We start from the raw sequence: 15,760 nt of genomic DNA, 5'->3' as shown, positions 1-15,760 counted from the left end.
GGCTCAAAAGCGCCCTAGCGTGGCCGGCGATCACCTTCCATGATCTTGGCCACAAACACCGCTTTACCGTACTCCTCGAACGACCATTTCATGGTGTCTGAGAGCACGCGCATTACCTCGTCGTACTCACCGAACATTTCGGTGCTCATGCGGCCCGGAAAGATCTCCAGCCCTGTTTTTTCAAGCCGCTCGATAACGGCACGAATGGGCGGCTTGTAGTCATCGGTGAGTGGGTAGCAGCTCAGTTGAACGGATAAAAACATAATGCCTCCCGGGGCTGTGTGCCCCTCAATAGCCCATGGCTGAAGATGTGCTGCGGCGCGGGTCTGCACCGCCGTAGAGGGTTCCTTCAGTATCGATCAGTATGCTCTGGATGGCGCCCATGGCACTTTTTGTCACCACCTTGTGCCCCTTTTCCTCCAGCAGCCTCACGGTATCCGGGCTGATGCCCTGTTCAATGCGGATCTCGTCTGGCAACCATTGGTGGTGAATCCTTGGGGCACTCACCGCAGACTGAATGTTCATGCCATGATCAATCACATTCAGCAGCACCTGCAAGGTTGTCGTGATAATTCGGGACCCGCCGGGGCTTCCCGTAACCAGATAGTTGCGACCATCGCGCCTGACAATGGTCGGCGACATGGAGCTCAGCATACGCTTGCCGGGTTCCACCTTATTGGCTTCGCCACCAATCAGTCCATAGGCGTTGGGTTCGCCGGGTTTGGCACTGAAGTCGTCCATTTCGTTGTTCAAAAGGAACCCCGCCCCGTCAACGGTGATGCCGGACCCGTAGCTGAAATTAATGGTGTAAGTATTGGAAACTGCGTTGCCCCAGCGGTCGACAACGGAGAAGTGGGTGGTTTCCGGGCTTTCATAGGCCCCGGGGTTGCCGGCACTGATCTCGGTCGAAGGCCTGGCTTTGGCCGGATCAATGGTTTTACGCAACGCTTCGGCATAGGCCTTGCTGGTCAGGCCCTTTAGCGGCACCTCCACAAAGTCAGTATCTCCGAGGTATTCCGCGCGGTCGGCATAGGCGAGCTTCATGGCTTCGGCCATGTGGTGAATACCGGCGGTGGAGTTATGACCGAACTCGGCCAGCGGGTAGCCTTCAAGAATGTTCAGAATCTGCACAATGTGAGTGCCACCAGAGGAGGGCGGTGACATGGAATAGATATCATGTCCGCGGTAGGTGCCATGAACCGGCTGGCGGATTCTGGGGCGGTAGTTCTTCAGGTCCTGAAGTGTAATCAGGCCGTCGTGGCGTTCCATTTCCTGGACGATGAGTTGCGCGGTTTCGCCCTGATAGAAGCCATCGACGCCTTGATCGGCAATACGCTGAAGGGTGTCGGCAAGCTCCGGTTGCCGAAATCGCTCGCCTGGTTGCCACGGAGAACCGTCCTCTTTATAGAAGGTTGCGAGAGTTGCCGGCCAGCGCTGCAGTCGTTCCCGCGCCTGTTCCAGGCCCTCGGTGAAGCGTGCGGGTACAATAAAGCCTTCCCGCGCGAGCTTGATCGCCGGGGCCAGGGCCTGTTCCAGCGACAGCGTGCCGTGGCGTTCAAGGGCCATCGCAAGGCCGGCGACGGTGCCGGGCACACCGGATGCCTTGTGGGTGAAGCGGCTGCGATTCTCGACCACGTTACCATCGTCGTCCTGGAACATGGTTTCGGTGGCAGCGGCCGGTGCTTTCTCCCGATAGTCGATGGCCTCAACCGCTTCGCCGTTGCCCGGAGCGTAGAGCATAAACCCGCCGCCGCCGATGTTGCCCGAGCGCGGCTGGGTGACCGCCAGGGCGAATCCCGCCGTAACGGCAGCATCCATCGCATTGCCGCCATTCTTCAGCACGTTCAATGCGACTTCCGTTGCCAGGGTGTGGCTGGTGGCCACCATGCCGTTCCTGGCCTGTACCGGGTGGTGGCGCTCTCCTTCCAGAATGGCCTCTGCGGTCACCGGCTGTAGAGGTAGCAGCAGCGCCAGGGCGATCATCATTCTCGCGGCCAGTGAGCGGCTCGCGACGGCTTTTCGGGTACGTACCTGTAGGGGGTGTCTATCCATGTTTCTGTGCCTCGTTTCTGGTGCTCAGATAAGCTATCATAGCCGGTCATTTTTAAGGGTGTGAAATTGCGCGCCCGTGATCCCGGATCAGATTAAGGAAAGGCTTCCATGGAGCATACCTATCGTCTTGTGATTTCCTGCCCGGATCGGGTGGGGATTGTTGCCAAGGTCAGTAACTTTCTGTCGACCTACAATGGCTGGATTACAGAGGCGAGCCACCACTCCGACACCCAGACCGGGTGGTTCTTCATGCGGCATGAGATCAAGGCTAGCTCGATCCCTTTCGGCCTGGACCAGTTCCGCACGGCCTTTGAGCCGATTGCCCGCGAGTTCAATATGAACTGGCACATTGCTGATTCGGCCCAGCCCAAGAAAGTGATCCTGATGTGCAGCAAGGAATCCCATTGCGTGGCGGATCTGCTCCATCGCTGGCACAGCCGCGAGATCAATGCCGAAATCGTGGCGGTTATTTCCAATCATGAAGACCTCCGGCGCATGGTGGAGTGGCATGAGATACCCTATCACCATATTCCGGTGAACCAGAACAACCGCGACGAGGCTTTCGGTGAAGTGGATGGCCTGATAGAAGGCTATGAAGCCGATGTAGTGGTGCTTGCCCGGTATATGCAAATCCTGCCCGGCAGTCTGTGCGAGAAGTACCCGGGCAAGGTGATCAACATTCATCACAGCTTCCTGCCGTCGTTTGCGGGTGCCCGCCCATACCATCAGGCCTACAGCCGGGGTGTGAAGCTGATTGGCGCCACCTGCCACTACGTGACCCAGGATCTGGACGAAGGCCCCATCATCGAGCAGGACGTGGTCCGCATCAGCCACAGCGATTCCATTGAAGACATGGTTCGGCTGGGCAAGGATGTGGAGAAAAACGTGCTGTCACGGGGCTTGCGGGCACACATTGAAGACCGTGTGATTACCTACGAAAACAAGACTGTGGTTTTTGACTGACGGCCACCGCCATATCCCCCGCTAAGGGGTTGAATGTGGTAGTATTGGCCGCTTGTTAAAGAATAACTATGGGGCGCTCTGAACGGCCCTGAAACGACTTCCAGCAAATGCAAAGGAACCTTTCTCGATGGGTGAGTTAGCCAAAGAGATCCTGCCGGTAAATATTGAAGACGAGCTCAAACAGTCCTATCTCGATTACGCCATGAGCGTCATCGTGGGGCGGGCACTTCCAGACGTGCGCGACGGCCTCAAGCCGGTGCATCGCCGCGTACTGTTCGCCATGTCCGAACTCAACAACGACTGGAACAAGGCCTACAAGAAATCCGCCCGTGTGGTGGGTGACGTCATCGGTAAGTATCACCCCCATGGTGACTCGGCCGTTTACGACACCATTGTTCGTATGGCCCAGCCGTTTTCCCTGCGCTACCCGCTGGTGGATGGTCAGGGTAACTTTGGTTCCATCGACGGCGACAACGCGGCTGCCATGCGTTACACCGAGATCCGCATGGAGAAGATTGCCCACTCCCTGCTGGCGGATCTGGACAAGGAAACTGTGGATTTCGTGGCCAACTATGATGGCACCGAACAGATTCCGGACGTACTGCCCACCCGGATTCCCAACCTGCTGGTAAACGGTTCCTCAGGCATTGCCGTGGGTATGGCCACCAATATTCCGCCCCATAACCTGACGGAAATTGTGAACGGCTGCCTGGCATTGATTGATGATCCGGATATGACTATCGACGACCTGATGGAGCATATTCCGGGGCCGGACTTCCCCACCCAGGGCATCATTAATGGTCGCGCCGGCATTGTTGAGGCCTACCGCACCGGCCGTGGGCGCATCTACATCCGTGCCCGCCATGAAATCGAGCACGACAAGAAAACCAACCGCGACGCCATCATTATTACCGAGCTGCCGTACCAGCTGAACAAAGCGCGGCTGATCGAGAAAATTGCAGAGCTGGTAAAAGAGAAGCGACTGGAAGGCATCTCCGAGCTGCGGGATGAGTCCAACAAGGAAGGTATCCGGGTAGTGATTGAACTGCGTCGCGGTGAAAACCCGGATGTGGTTATTAATAACCTCTTTGCCCACACTCAGTTGCAGACGGTTTTCGGCATCAACATGGTCGCCCTGATCAACGGCGAGCCGAAAATCCTCAACCTCAAGGAAATGCTGGACGCATTTGTCCGGCATCGCCGCGAAGTGGTTACCCGCCGTACCATTTACGAACTGCGTAAGGCCCGCGAACGTGGCCATATCCTGGAAGGCCTCACGGTTGCTCTGGCGAACATCGATGAAATCATCGCGCTGATCAAGGCGTCTCCGGCTGCGGCCGAGGCGAAAGAGAAGCTGATGGCTCAGGGCTGGGCACCGGGTGACGTTCTGGCGATGCTTGAGCGGGCGGGCGAAGACGCATGCCGCCCCGATGATCTGCCGGAGATCTTTGGCCTGCGCAACGGCCTTTATCACCTGTCGCCAGAACAGGCTCAGGCGATCCTGGACCTGCGCCTGCACCGCCTGACCGGTCTTGAGACCGAAAAGCTCCAGAATGAGTACAAGGACATTCTCGAGAAGATTGCCGACCTGCTGGAAATTCTGGGTGATCCGGACCGCCTGATGCAGGTTATCCGTGAAGAACTGGAAGCGGTGGTGACCGAGTTTGGCGATACCCGTCTGACCGAAATCACCAGCTCCAAGCGTGACCTGACCATCGCCGATCTGATCGACGAGGAAGATCTGGTGGTCACCATCTCTCACGGTGGTTATGCCAAGACTCAGGCCGTCGAAGATTATCAGGCCCAGCGCCGTGGTGGTCGCGGCAAGGCCGCTACGTCCATGAAAGACGAAGATTTCGTCGAGAAACTGCTGGTAGCGAACTCCCACGACACCATTCTGTGCTTCTCCAACCGGGGCAAGGTGTACTGGTTGCGGGTGTTCGAGATTCCCCGGGCCAGCCGCGCGTCCCGCGGTCGTCCGATGGTCAACATCCTGCCGTTGGAAGAAGGGGAGCGTATTACCACCTTCCTGCCGGTTCGTGACTATCCGGAAGACCAGTACGTGCTGATGGCCACTTCGGCGGGTGTGGTCAAGAAAACGCCGTTGCCGAATTTCTCCCGTCCGCGCAGCAATGGTCTGATTGCTCTGTCGCTTGACGAGGGTGACACCCTGATTGGTACGGCCATCACCAAGGGTGATGCGGAAGTCATGCTGTTCTCCTCGGCGGGCAAGGCCGTTCGCTTCAACGAGGAAGCGGTACGTCCGATGAGTCGTACGGCTCGTGGTGTGCGTGGCATTAGAATGCCGGAAGGGCATCATGTTGTGTCACTGATCATTCCGCAGGAAAACGCGGTTCTGCTGACGGCCAGTGAGAACGGCTACGGTAAGCGCACCACCTTCGACGAGTTCCCGACCTACAGCCGGGGCAGCCAGGGCGTTATCGCCATGCAGTGTTCCGAGCGTAACGGCAACCTGGTCACGGCGTTGCAGCTGTTTGAAGGCGACGAAATGATGCTGATCTCGGACAAAGGCACGCTTGTGCGTACCCGCACCGACGAAGTATCGGTTCTGAGCCGGAACACCCAGGGTGTTCGCCTGATCAAACTGAGCCAGGAAGACGAACGCCTCGTGGGTGTTGAGCGTATTGCCGAAACCGATGCCGAAGAGGTCGACGGTGAGGAAGGAAGTGATGAGCAGGGCGTATAATTTTTGTGCAGGCCCGGCAACCTTGCCGGAGCCTGTTTTGCGACAGGCACGGGAAGAGATGCTGGATTGGCGCGGCACCGGCATGTCCGTGATGGAGATGAGCCATCGCAGTGACGAGTTCGTGGAAATCGCCGAAACTGCCGAGAAAGACCTTCGGGAATTGGCCGGCGTTTCAGATGATTACGCCGTACTCTTCATGCAGGGTGGTGCGTCCAGCCAGTTCTCGACCATTCCACTGAACCTGTTGGGCGACAAGACGTCTGCGGACTACGTGAACACGGGTATCTGGTCGAAGAAAGCCATCGCCGAGGCCAGCCGTTATGGTCAGGTTAATGTCGTGGCAAGCAGCGAATCGAGTGGCTTTGCCAGCATTCCCGATCAGGATAGCTGGACTACGAGCACCGATGCGGCTTACCTGCATTACACGCCTAATGAAACCATCGGCGGATTGGAGTTCGACTTCGTGCCGGAGAGCGGTTCCGTGCCGTTGGTGGCGGATATGTCATCCACCATGCTGTCACGCCCGCTGGACATCTCGAAATTTGGCCTGATCTACGCCGGGGCCCAGAAGAACATCGGTCCATCCGGCCTGGTGGTCGTGATCATTCGCAAGGATCTGTTGGGCAAGGCGCTCAAGATCACGCCGACGATGATGAACTATCAGGTCATTGCGGATAATGACTCCATGTACAACACGCCGGCGACATACTCCTGGTACCTCGCAGGCCTGGTATTCAAATGGCTGAAAGAGCAGGGCGGTGTTACGGCTATGGGTGAGGTCAATCGTCGTAAAGCCTGCAAACTGTATGGTTTTATTGATGAGAACGACTTCTACGCCAACCCGATATCCCCGCGCTTCCGATCCTGGATGAATATACCGTTCACCCTTGCAGATGACGCGCTCAACAGTGCTTTCCTGAAAGGTGCGAATGAGAGAGGGTTGCTGAACCTCAAGGGCCATCGCTCCGTGGGTGGCATGCGGGCTAGCGTCTACAACGCCATGCCAGAAGCCGGTGTCGATGCGTTGATTGATTACATGACCGTGTTTGCGAAGGAGCGGGGCTGATCATGAGTGATGAGCAGGCCCGTCTCGGGCAGTTGAGGGTCGATATTGATCGCCTGGATCAGGAAATCATGGACCTGATCAGCAAGCGCGCGGAATGCGCCCAGGAAGTGGCTCGCGTGAAGATGGAAGCCAACCCGGGTGAGGATGTATTCTTCTACCGTCCGGAACGTGAAGCCCAGGTTTTGAGGCGTATAAAGGAGAGCAATCCCGGCCCGCTGTCCGGCGAGGAGATGGCCCGACTGTTCCGGGAGATCATGTCCGCGTGCCTGGCACTGGAAAAGCCGATGCACATCGCTTTCCTCGGGCCGATTGGCACCTTTACCCAGGCGGCGGCGCTCAAGCATTTTGGGCACTCCGTGGTCAGCGTGCCTTTGCCCGCCATCGATGCAGTGTTCCGTGAAGTGGAATCCGGCGCGGCCCACTATGGTGTGGTCCCGGTGGAAAATTCCACGGAAGGCATGATCAACCATACCCTTGATATGTTCATGTCCTCTCCGCTGAAGATCTGCGGCGAAGTGCAGTTGCGGATACATCACCACCTGATGGTGTCGCCAAAGCACCAGGGGCAGGACATTGTCCGCATTTATTCCCATCAGCAGTCGTTCGCCCAGTGCCGGCAGTGGCTGGATACCCATCGTTACGGTATCGAGCGGGTCACGGTCAGTAGTAATGCCGAAGCCGCGAGGCGGGCAGCGGAAGAGCCGGGCACGGCCGCGATCGCAGGCGACATGGCGGCGGAGCTTTACGGCCTGGAAATGCTGGCGACCAGTATCGAAGACCGTCCGGACAACACCACCCGTTTCCTGATCATCGGTCGTGAGGAAGTGCCGGCCAGTGGTAACGATAAGTCGTCCATTCTGGTGTCCATGCGCAACAAGCCTGGCGCGTTGTATCAATTGCTTGAGCCGTTCCACAAACATGGTCTGAGCCTGACCCGTATCGAAACCCGCCCATCGCCCAGCGGTACCTGGGCCTACGTGTTCTACATCGATTTTGAGGGCCATGTGGAAGATGCGCAGGTCAGCAAGGTGCTGTCAGAGATCGATGAAGAGGCGGTCGAGTTGAAGCGCCTGGGGTCCTATCCTATTGGGGTCCTGTGACAGAAACGCAAATGACTGAGGAAGGTCGAAATGTCGATTGATTACCAAAGTCTGGCGGTCAAAGGCGTGCAGGCGCTATCCCCCTACCAGCCGGGCAAGCCCATTGATGAGCTGGCCAGGGAGTTGGGCCTGAAGCCCGACAACATCATCAAGCTGGCCAGCAACGAAAACCCTCTTGGGCCCAGCCCAAAGGCGCTGGCGGCGGTGAAGGGAGCCCTGGACGAGCTCTGTCGCTATCCCGATGGCAATGGGTTTGATCTCAAGCAGGCATTGTCGGCCCGATACGGCGTGGCGCCCGCTCAGATTACCCTTGGCAACGGTTCCAACGATGTCCTGGAGGTGATCACACGGTGCTTTGCAGATGCCTCTTCGGAAGTCGTGTTTTCCCAATATGCTTTTGCGGTATACCCGCTTGTTACCCAGGCGATCGGCGCCAAAGGTGTGTCGGTGCCCGCCAGGGACTATGGCCATGACCTCGACGCCATGGTGGAGGCGATAACAGATCGCACCGCGCTGGTGTTTGTGGCCAACCCCAACAACCCCACGGGCACGGTTCATGGCGCTGAGGCGATCGAGTCGTTTCTGGCCCGTATTCCCCCCAGGGTTCTGGTGGTTCTGGATGAAGCCTACTGTGAATACCTTCAGGGGGAGGGCTATGTGGATGGCCTGTCGTTGCTCAAGCGCTATCCGAACCTGATCGTTACCAGGACATTCTCCAAGGCTTGGGGGTTGGCATCGCTGCGAGCTGGCTACAGTGTTAGCTCGCCGGACATTGCCAATGTTCTCAATCGTGTACGTCAGCCTTTTAATGTAGATTCTCTGGCTCTGGTAGCGGCGACGGCTGTACTGGACGATGAAGATTACCTGCGGCGCTCCTGCGAAGTGAATGCAGCCGGGATGAAACAGCTCGAGTCCGCTTTTAACGAAATGGGTCTGGAATACATTCCGTCCGCCGGCAACTTTATTGCTGTGGATGTGGGCGATCAGGCGGCTGACATCAATCAGTCACTACTGGAGCAGGGTGTGATTGTCAGGCCGATTGGTGGCTACGGCCTACCCAGGCATCTGCGGGTGTCGATTGGCTTGCCCGAAGAAAATGTACGGTTTATCGAAGCTTTGGCCCGTGCACTGGATACGTCCAGCGGACGGGGAGAGTAACGTGTCCGAGATTCAGCCACTGTTCCAGCGTGTTGCTGTTATTGGTCTTGGGCTGATTGGTGGTTCTCTGGCCAAAGCGATCCGCGACAATGGCCTCGCGGTTACCGTTGTGGGCGCTGACAAGCGCGCGGACGAATTGGCGCTTGGCACGGAATTAGGCGTTATTGATGAAGCTGCCGGGTCGGTTGCTGAGGCTGTGGCCGGCAGCGACCTTGTGGTGCTGGCGGTACCGGTTAAGGCAACGCGGGCAGTGCTGGCGGAAATCAGGCCCCATCTTGGCGAAAACGCCGTGTTGACGGACGTCGGCAGCACCAAGTCGAGTTTCGTCAACGATGTGCGAGAGGTGTTTGGCGACCTGCCCGCGAAAGTGATACCCGGCCACCCCATCGCCGGTTCCGAAAAAAGCGGCATCCGCGCGGCCAACCCTGAGTTGTTTTCCAATCACAAGGTCATACTCACGCCGGCGGAGAACGTTGGTCAGCCCGACCTGGAGAAGCTCAGGGCATTGTGGGAAGGCTGTGGTGCGACGGTTCTGACCATGTCTGTGGCCTATCACGACGAGGTGCTGGCGGCCACCAGTCATCTTCCTCATCTTATCGCTTTCTCACTGGTGGATACCCTGGCAGGCGAGGACGAAAATCTGGATATTTTCCGCTACGCAGCGGGCGGTTTCCGGGACTTCACCCGAATTGCAGCCAGCGACCCGGTGATGTGGCACGATATCTTTCTTTCCAACCGGGATGCGGTGTTGCGGGTCATTGATCATTTTACCCACGATCTGGATCAGCTCCGTACCGCCATCGCCGATCAGGACAGTGCAACTCTGTTGCGGGTTTTCAGTCGCGCCAAGGCGGCGCGGGAACATTTTTCCAAGATGCTTTCAGGACAGGCTTACGTGACAAACAACAGTCAGAAACAGGTAACGTTCCGTCTTCAACCCGGCGGCCGGATTTCCGGCGAGATACGCGTGCCGGGCGACAAATCCATTTCCCACCGATCCATCATGCTGGGTGCTCTTGCCGACGGTATCACGGAAGTGAAAGGCTTCCTTGAAGGCGAGGATAGCCTGGCAACCTTGCAGGCGTTCCGCGACATGGGGGTGACCATAGAAGGGCCGGACGCGGGGTTTGTCCGCATTCACGGCGTCGGTATCAATGGTCTCCAGGCGCCGCGCGGCCCTTTGTACCTGGGCAATTCCGGTACTGCCATGCGCCTGTTCTCGGGCTTGCTGGCCGCGCAGCCGTTTGACTCCGAGCTCACCGGCGACGAAAGCCTCTCCAAGCGTCCCATGGGGCGTGTGGCAGATCCGTTGCGAGCAATGGGTGCGGTGATTGACACTGCCGAGGGCGGGCGGCCGCCTTTGAAAATCCGGGGTGGGCACGCGCTAACCGGCATTCATTATGAGATGCCGGTGGCCAGTGCTCAGGTTAAATCCTGCCTGTTACTCGCCGGTCTCTATGCCGAGGGCGTAACCTCCGTTACCGAGCCAGCTCCTACCCGGGATCATACTGAGCGCATGTTGGAAGGCTTTGGCTATCACGTGCATCGCGATACCGCGACGGCCAGCGTGACCGGTGGCGGTCGCTTGGCCGCTACCGCCATAGACGTGCCGGCGGATATCTCTTCGTCAGCGTTTTTCCTCGTTGCGGCGAGTATTGCCCCGGATTCCGACTTGACCATCCGACACGTTGGCATGAACCCGACGAGAGTCGGCGTGATTAACATCCTGCGCATGATGGGGGCTAATATAGAAGTCCTCGAAGAGCGTGTGATTGGCGGGGAGCCGGTCGCTGATCTTCGCGTTCGTTCCGCCGAACTCAAGGGTATCGACATCCCTGAGGATCAGGTTCCGTTGGCAATCGACGAATTCCCCGTGCTGTTTATTGCCGCAGTCTGCGCTGAGGGCAGAACGGTTTTGCGCGGCGCCGAAGAGCTTCGCGTCAAGGAAAGTGATCGCATCCAGGTGATGGCAGACGGCCTGACCGCGCTTGGAGTGGAAACCACCGTGACTCCAGACGGTATTGTCATTGATGGTGGCCAGACGATGACCGCTGGAACCGTGAATAGCCACGGGGATCACCGCATTGCTATGGCGTTCTCCGTCGCCTCCCTGCGGGCTGAAGGGGATATCGAGGTGAGCGATTGCGCCAACGTGTCCACCTCATTCCCGGGCTTTGTGGAGTTGGCAAAGCAGACTGGCATCAATATCGCCGCCGAAGGGGCTGAGTAATGGCTGAAAGCAAGGCACCGGTTATTACCGTGGACGGCCCTGGCGGTTCCGGTAAAGGCACCATTACCCAGATGCTCGCCCGCCGGTTGGGGTGGCACCTGTTGGACAGTGGCGCGCTGTATCGCCTCACGGCACTGGCTGCGGAGCGCCAGGGCGTGTCCCTGGATGATGAGCCGTCTCTGGTAAACGTCGCCGCCGGCCTCGATGTGGCGTTTGAGCCAACCCCACCAGGTGAGCCGGCAAAGGTACTGATGGCCGGTGTTGACGTCACCGCAGATATACGTACAGAAACCTGTGGCGACAATGCCTCGAAGGTGGCTGTCATGCAGCCTGTGCGCGACGCGCTGCTGCAGCGCCAGCGCGATTTCCAGAAGCCTCCCGGGCTGGTCGCGGACGGTCGTGACATGGGAACGGTGGTGTTCCCGGATGCGCCAGTGAAGATCTTCCTGACCGCCAGTGCCGAAGAGCGTGCGCAAAGACGCTACAGCCAGTTGAAGGACGCAGGGGTCGATGTTAATATTGACGCCCTTTTAAAGGAGATACGGGTGCGCGATGAGCGGGATATGAACCGCGCCGCCGCCCCGCTCAAGCCTGCAGACGATGCGCAAGTCATTGATTCGACGGGGTTGAGTATAGAAGAGGTGCTAGTCAGGGTTATGGCCGCAGCAGGTCAGGCCTGACTACACCTTTTTGTTGTTGAAATTCCGGATTCGGCGTTATCGGCCAGCCACTGGCTGGATCCGGATTGAAACTAACAGACCGTGTTGCTGGTAGCACGGAGTAAACTTGCGTTGATCACATAGGACACATAATGAGCGAGAGCTTTGCGGATCTTTTTGAAGAAAGCCTAAAAGAAATTGACATGCAACCAGGTTCCATCGTCCAGGGAACCGTTGTAGACGTCGATAACGACTGGGTCACCGTTAACGCCGGACTGAAGTCCGAAGGTGTTATCCCCGCCTCCCAGTTCCTCAATGAAAAAGGCGAGTTGGAAGTTGCTATCGGCGACGTTGTTGACGTAGCTCTCGACGCTGTGGAAGACGGCTTCGGTGAAACCCGTCTGTCCCGTGAGAAAGCCAAGCGCGCAGAAGCCTGGAAGGTACTTGAGAAGTCCTTCGAAGCTGAGGAAGTGGTTAAGGGTGTTATCAATGGCAAGGTCAAGGGTGGTTTCACCGTCGATCTGGCCGGCATCCGTGCCTTCCTGCCTGGTTCGCTGGTAGATGTTCGCCCGGTTCGCGATACCGCGCACCTGGAGAACAAAGAACTCGAATTCAAGGTTATCAAGCTCGACCAGAAGCGTAACAACGTGGTTGTTTCCCGCCGCGCCGTTCTGGAAGCTGAAAACAGTGCTGAGCGTGAAGCTCTGCTCGAAACCCTGACCGAAGGTCTGGAAATCAAGGGTATCGTCAAGAACCTGACCGACTACGGCGCGTTCGTAGATCTGGGCGGTGTTGACGGCCTGCTGCACATTACCGATATGGCCTGGAAGCGCATCAAGCATCCGAGCGAAATCGTCAATGTCGGTGACGAGATCAACGTCAAGGTTCTGAAGTTTGACCGTGAGCGCAACCGCGTATCACTGGGTCTGAAGCAGCTGGGCGAAGATCCCTGGGTCGATATCAAGGGTCGTTATCCGGAAGGTACCAAGGTTACTGCACGTGTAACCAACCTGACCGACTACGGCTGCTTCGCTGAGCTGGAAGAAGGCGTTGAAGGCCTGGTTCACGTGTCCGAAATGGACTGGACCAACAAGAACATCCATCCGTCCAAAGTCGTTCAGGTTGGCGACGAAGTGGGCGTGATGATTCTGGACATCGACGAAGAGCGTCGTCGTATCTCCCTGGGTATCAAGCAGTGTGTTGCTAACCCGTGGGAAGATTTCTCCAGCAAGTTCAACAAAGGCGACCGTATCTCCGGCAAGATCAAGTCAATCACTGACTTTGGTATCTTCATCGGCCTGGACGGCGGCATCGATGGTCTGGTTCACCTGTCAGACATCAGCTGGAACGAGACTGGCGAAGAAGCCGTCCGTGAATACAAGAAGGGCGACGAAGTTGAAACCGTTATCCTGTCTGTTGATCCCGAGCGTGAGCGCATCTCCCTGGGCATCAAGCAGCTGGAAAGCGATCCGTTCGCCGAGTTTGTACAGCTGAACGACAAGGGCTCCATCGTGAAGGGCACGGTATCTGCGGTTGACGCAAAAGCCGCTACCATCACCCTGAACGACGAAGTTGAAGCTGTACTGAAAGCCTCTGAAATCAGCCGTGACCGTGTTGAAGACGCACGCAACGCGCTGAACGAAGGCGACGAAGTTGAAGCGAAGATCATCAGCATCGACCGCAAGAACCGCGTTATCAACCTGTCTGTGAAGTCCAAGGACGTTGAAGACGACAAGCAGGCGCTGGAAGGTGTTCGCGCCAAAGCGGCTGAATCTTCCTCTGGTGCGACCACCATCGGTGATCTCATCAAGGAGCAGATGCAGCAGCAAAACGCCAACAAGGAATAACATTTCCGGTTGGTATGAAAAAAACGGGCTCTAAGAGCCCGTTTTTTTTGTGTTTTTTTCTGGTTTGGCTAAACTAGAGGCAAGGAGCTGGTAACCGGCTATCCGATAATAATGTGAAGAGGGATGAGCCCAATGACGAAGTCTGAACTGGTAGAGCTGATTGCGTCCAAGCAGACGCAGCTTTCAGTGAAGGATGTGGAACTGGCTGTGAAAACGATTATTGAACACATGTCCCAATCACTGGCGGATGGCCAGCGAATCGAGATCCGGGGTTTTGGTAGCTTTTCATTACACCATCGCGCAGCCAGAACCGGGCGTAACCCGAAAACCGGCGAAGCCGTGCAATTACCGGCCAAATTTGTTCCGCACTTCAAGCCAGGCAAGGAGTTGCGTGAGCAGGTAAACGATAGCCTTAAAAAAGGCTTCTGATTACCCTATTGGGGAAAGACGTTAACCAGGTCCTGAGGTGAACAACCAGGTCCGTGTGGAGCATTGCGACTATGGCCGGATTTCAGAAGGTCCTTCTCATTCTGCTGGTATTGTTTCTGGTTCTGGTAGCACTTGTTTTCTCCCTGAATAATCAGATGGCAGTCTCCCTTAATTTCCTGCTCTTTGAGACTCAGCCTCACGGCGTTGCCGTCTGGATTATCCTGTCTTTTGTGATCGGCGCTTTGATCGGAGTTCTGATTACCATGCTTGCAACCGTTCGCACATCGGTTTCCCGCCGTAACCTCGAAAAACGACTTGCTCGTACCGAGCAGGCATTGGAGAAATCCAGGGCCCAGAACGACCGGACGCTTTAATGGATATAGTGCTTCAATGGCTGCTGTTAACGGTTGCGGTGGCCGCTGGCTGGTTTGTGGGGCGAATGGGCAGCACCAGGGAACGCTCCAAAACACCGATCTCCGATGAGGAATCCGTTAAGGATCGGCTGCAATTTCTGTTCACCAACTATTCCGATCAGGCGGTTGAGAACTTCGTTCAGTCTCTGGCTGTGAACAAGGAAACGGTGGGCCTGCACCTCTCTATCGGCGCCCATTTCCGCCACAAGGGCGAGACCGACCGGGCCATTCTGATTCACCAGAACCTCCTTGCCCGACCGGAGCTGCCACCGCGTTATTCTCAACAAGTTACCTACGAGCTGGCCATTGACTACCTGAACGCAGGCCTTCTGGACAGGGCAGAAGCGTTGCTTCATCAACTGATGGGCGACAGGGAGTACGGCCGTAAGTCTTCATTGCAATTGATCGAGCTGTACCAGCAGGAAAAGGAATGGGGTAAGGCAGGGCAGGTCGCCCGTACACTGACGACCGGCGACCACGATGCCCGCATGTACAAAATGCTGGCCTATATAACCTGCGAGCAGGCTGAGGATGCCCTCAAGCACGACGACCGCTGGATGGCTCAGAAGCTGTCCAAGGAAGCACTGGAGTACGATCGTTCCTGTGTCCGGGCCACGTTTATCATGATGAAGTTGCTCATTCGCCAGGGCAGCTACCGGGACGCGGCCAGCCAGAGCCTGAAAGTCTTCGATCAGAACCCTGAATTCGGCTCAGAAGCGGTGGACAGGCTGATGAAGCTTGAACGCGAACACGGCGATGTTGGGCGTCTGGTCAAAAAACTTGGCAAGTTCTACGAAGCCTGGCCGAGCACGAGCTTGCTGCTGGCGCTGGTTGAAGCCGTAGAGCGCACGTCCGGCCGTATGGCTGCAATCGAGTTGCTGCGCCGGGAACTGGAAGTTCGCCCCAGCGTCCGCGGTCTGCTGCGCTTGGTGGAACTGGCGGGCTATGAGAAAGGCATGACGACGGACGAAGGCCGCCTGGTCAGCCGCATCGGCCACTTGATACTTGCCAACCGCCCGGTATACCGATGTGTAAACTGCGGCTTCTCCGGTCAGCAATTGCATTGGCTGTGCCCCAGCTGCAAGCAGTGGGAAACCGTTCGCCCAATACAGGGCGTGGAAGCTGAGTAACCCGAA

General features: G+C 57.2%; 13 protein-coding genes. 11 read left to right on the top strand and 2 right to left on the bottom strand.

Annotated features, from left to right (window positions below; translation table 11 throughout):
- Positions 1-14: 14 nt before the first annotated feature.
- Both B3M52_RS06595 and ggt read right to left on the bottom strand, forming a co-directional pair.
- A complete protein-coding gene (locus B3M52_RS06595; RefSeq protein ID WP_036206861.1) occupies positions 15-263 on the bottom strand; it encodes a thiamine-binding protein in 249 nt (82 codons plus the stop codon).
- A 25-nt stretch (positions 264-288) separates the two neighbouring features.
- Entirely contained in the window at positions 289-1,986 is a 1,698-nt protein-coding gene (gene ggt, locus B3M52_RS06590; protein WP_178380818.1) for a gamma-glutamyltransferase, read from the bottom strand.
- 174 nt (positions 1,987-2,160) lie between these two features.
- Between ggt and purU the strand changes: the two genes are divergently transcribed.
- From purU to lapB, 11 genes are all read left to right on the top strand, one after another.
- Positions 2,161-3,015, top strand: a complete 855-nt coding sequence (gene purU, locus B3M52_RS06585; protein ID WP_075196917.1) for a formyltetrahydrofolate deformylase — start codon at positions 2,161-2,163, stop codon at positions 3,013-3,015.
- Between the two features lie 127 nt (positions 3,016-3,142).
- On the top strand, positions 3,143-5,722 hold the full coding sequence (gyrA, locus tag B3M52_RS06580) for a DNA gyrase subunit A (RefSeq protein WP_075196916.1): 2,580 nt from the start codon (positions 3,143-3,145) through the stop codon (positions 5,720-5,722).
- Positions 5,706-6,788: a 3-phosphoserine/phosphohydroxythreonine transaminase gene (gene serC, locus B3M52_RS06575; protein ID WP_075196915.1), complete on the top strand. Its 1,083-nt coding sequence runs from the start codon at positions 5,706-5,708 to the stop codon at positions 6,786-6,788. The genes gyrA and serC overlap by 17 nt, the downstream gene beginning before the upstream one ends.
- A 2-nt stretch (positions 6,789-6,790) precedes the next feature.
- Complete coding sequence (pheA, locus tag B3M52_RS06570) at positions 6,791-7,888, top strand: prephenate dehydratase (protein WP_075196914.1); 1,098 nt, start codon at positions 6,791-6,793, stop codon at positions 7,886-7,888.
- A 30-nt stretch (positions 7,889-7,918) separates the two neighbouring features.
- Positions 7,919-9,046 carry a histidinol-phosphate transaminase gene (hisC, locus tag B3M52_RS06565; protein WP_075196913.1) on the top strand — a complete coding sequence of 376 codons (1,128 nt, stop codon included), beginning with the start codon at positions 7,919-7,921 and terminating at the stop codon, positions 9,044-9,046.
- A 1-nt stretch (position 9,047) separates the two neighbouring features.
- Positions 9,048-11,276, top strand: coding sequence for a bifunctional prephenate dehydrogenase/3-phosphoshikimate 1-carboxyvinyltransferase (locus B3M52_RS06560; protein ID WP_075196912.1), 2,229 nt, complete (start codon positions 9,048-9,050; stop codon positions 11,274-11,276).
- A complete protein-coding gene (gene cmk, locus B3M52_RS06555) occupies positions 11,276-11,956 on the top strand; it encodes a (d)CMP kinase (protein WP_075196911.1) in 681 nt (226 codons plus the stop codon). The genes B3M52_RS06560 and cmk overlap by 1 nt, the downstream gene beginning before the upstream one ends.
- A gap of 131 nt (positions 11,957-12,087) precedes the next feature.
- Positions 12,088-13,782, top strand: a complete 1,695-nt coding sequence (gene rpsA / locus B3M52_RS06550; RefSeq protein ID WP_007154692.1) for a 30S ribosomal protein S1 — start codon at positions 12,088-12,090, stop codon at positions 13,780-13,782.
- 132 nt (positions 13,783-13,914) lie between these two features.
- Positions 13,915-14,211, top strand: coding sequence for an integration host factor subunit beta (locus B3M52_RS06545; protein WP_007154691.1), 297 nt, complete (start codon positions 13,915-13,917; stop codon positions 14,209-14,211).
- A gap of 71 nt (positions 14,212-14,282) precedes the next feature.
- The gene (locus B3M52_RS06540; RefSeq protein WP_007154690.1) at positions 14,283-14,585 is read left to right on the top strand and encodes a LapA family protein; all 303 of its coding nucleotides are present in this window, start codon (positions 14,283-14,285) and stop codon (positions 14,583-14,585) included.
- The gene (gene lapB / locus B3M52_RS06535) at positions 14,585-15,754 is read left to right on the top strand and encodes a lipopolysaccharide assembly protein LapB (RefSeq protein ID WP_036208447.1); all 1,170 of its coding nucleotides are present in this window, start codon (positions 14,585-14,587) and stop codon (positions 15,752-15,754) included. The genes B3M52_RS06540 and lapB overlap by 1 nt, the downstream gene beginning before the upstream one ends.
- Positions 15,755-15,760: the final 6 nt, after the last annotated feature.

Source organism: Marinobacter sp. UBA2688 (assembly GCF_002352785.1).
Lineage (GTDB): Bacteria > Pseudomonadota > Gammaproteobacteria > Pseudomonadales > Oleiphilaceae > Marinobacter > Marinobacter salarius.
This window is presented reverse-complemented; position numbering and strand designations above follow the sequence as displayed.

Bases quoted from the DNA above. Each gene is read 5' to 3' on its own strand.
- B3M52_RS06595 (WP_036206861.1), bottom strand. From the start codon at position 263: ATGTTTTTATCCGTTCAACTGAGCTGCTACCCACTCACCGATGACTAC.
- ggt (WP_178380818.1), bottom strand. From the start codon at position 1,986: ATGATGATCGCCCTGGCGCTGCTGCTACCTCTACAGCCGGTGACCGCA.
- purU (WP_075196917.1), top strand. From the start codon at position 2,161: ATGGAGCATACCTATCGTCTTGTGATTTCCTGCCCGGATCGGGTGGGG.
- gyrA (WP_075196916.1), top strand. From the start codon at position 3,143: ATGGGTGAGTTAGCCAAAGAGATCCTGCCGGTAAATATTGAAGACGAG.
- serC (WP_075196915.1), top strand. From the start codon at position 5,706: ATGAGCAGGGCGTATAATTTTTGTGCAGGCCCGGCAACCTTGCCGGAG.
- pheA (WP_075196914.1), top strand. From the start codon at position 6,791: ATGAGTGATGAGCAGGCCCGTCTCGGGCAGTTGAGGGTCGATATTGAT.
- hisC (WP_075196913.1), top strand. From the start codon at position 7,919: ATGTCGATTGATTACCAAAGTCTGGCGGTCAAAGGCGTGCAGGCGCTA.
- cmk (WP_075196911.1), top strand. From the start codon at position 11,276: ATGGCTGAAAGCAAGGCACCGGTTATTACCGTGGACGGCCCTGGCGGT.
- rpsA (WP_007154692.1), top strand. From the start codon at position 12,088: ATGAGCGAGAGCTTTGCGGATCTTTTTGAAGAAAGCCTAAAAGAAATT.
- B3M52_RS06545 (WP_007154691.1), top strand. From the start codon at position 13,915: ATGACGAAGTCTGAACTGGTAGAGCTGATTGCGTCCAAGCAGACGCAG.
- B3M52_RS06540 (WP_007154690.1), top strand. From the start codon at position 14,283: ATGGCCGGATTTCAGAAGGTCCTTCTCATTCTGCTGGTATTGTTTCTG.
- lapB (WP_036208447.1), top strand. From the start codon at position 14,585: ATGGATATAGTGCTTCAATGGCTGCTGTTAACGGTTGCGGTGGCCGCT.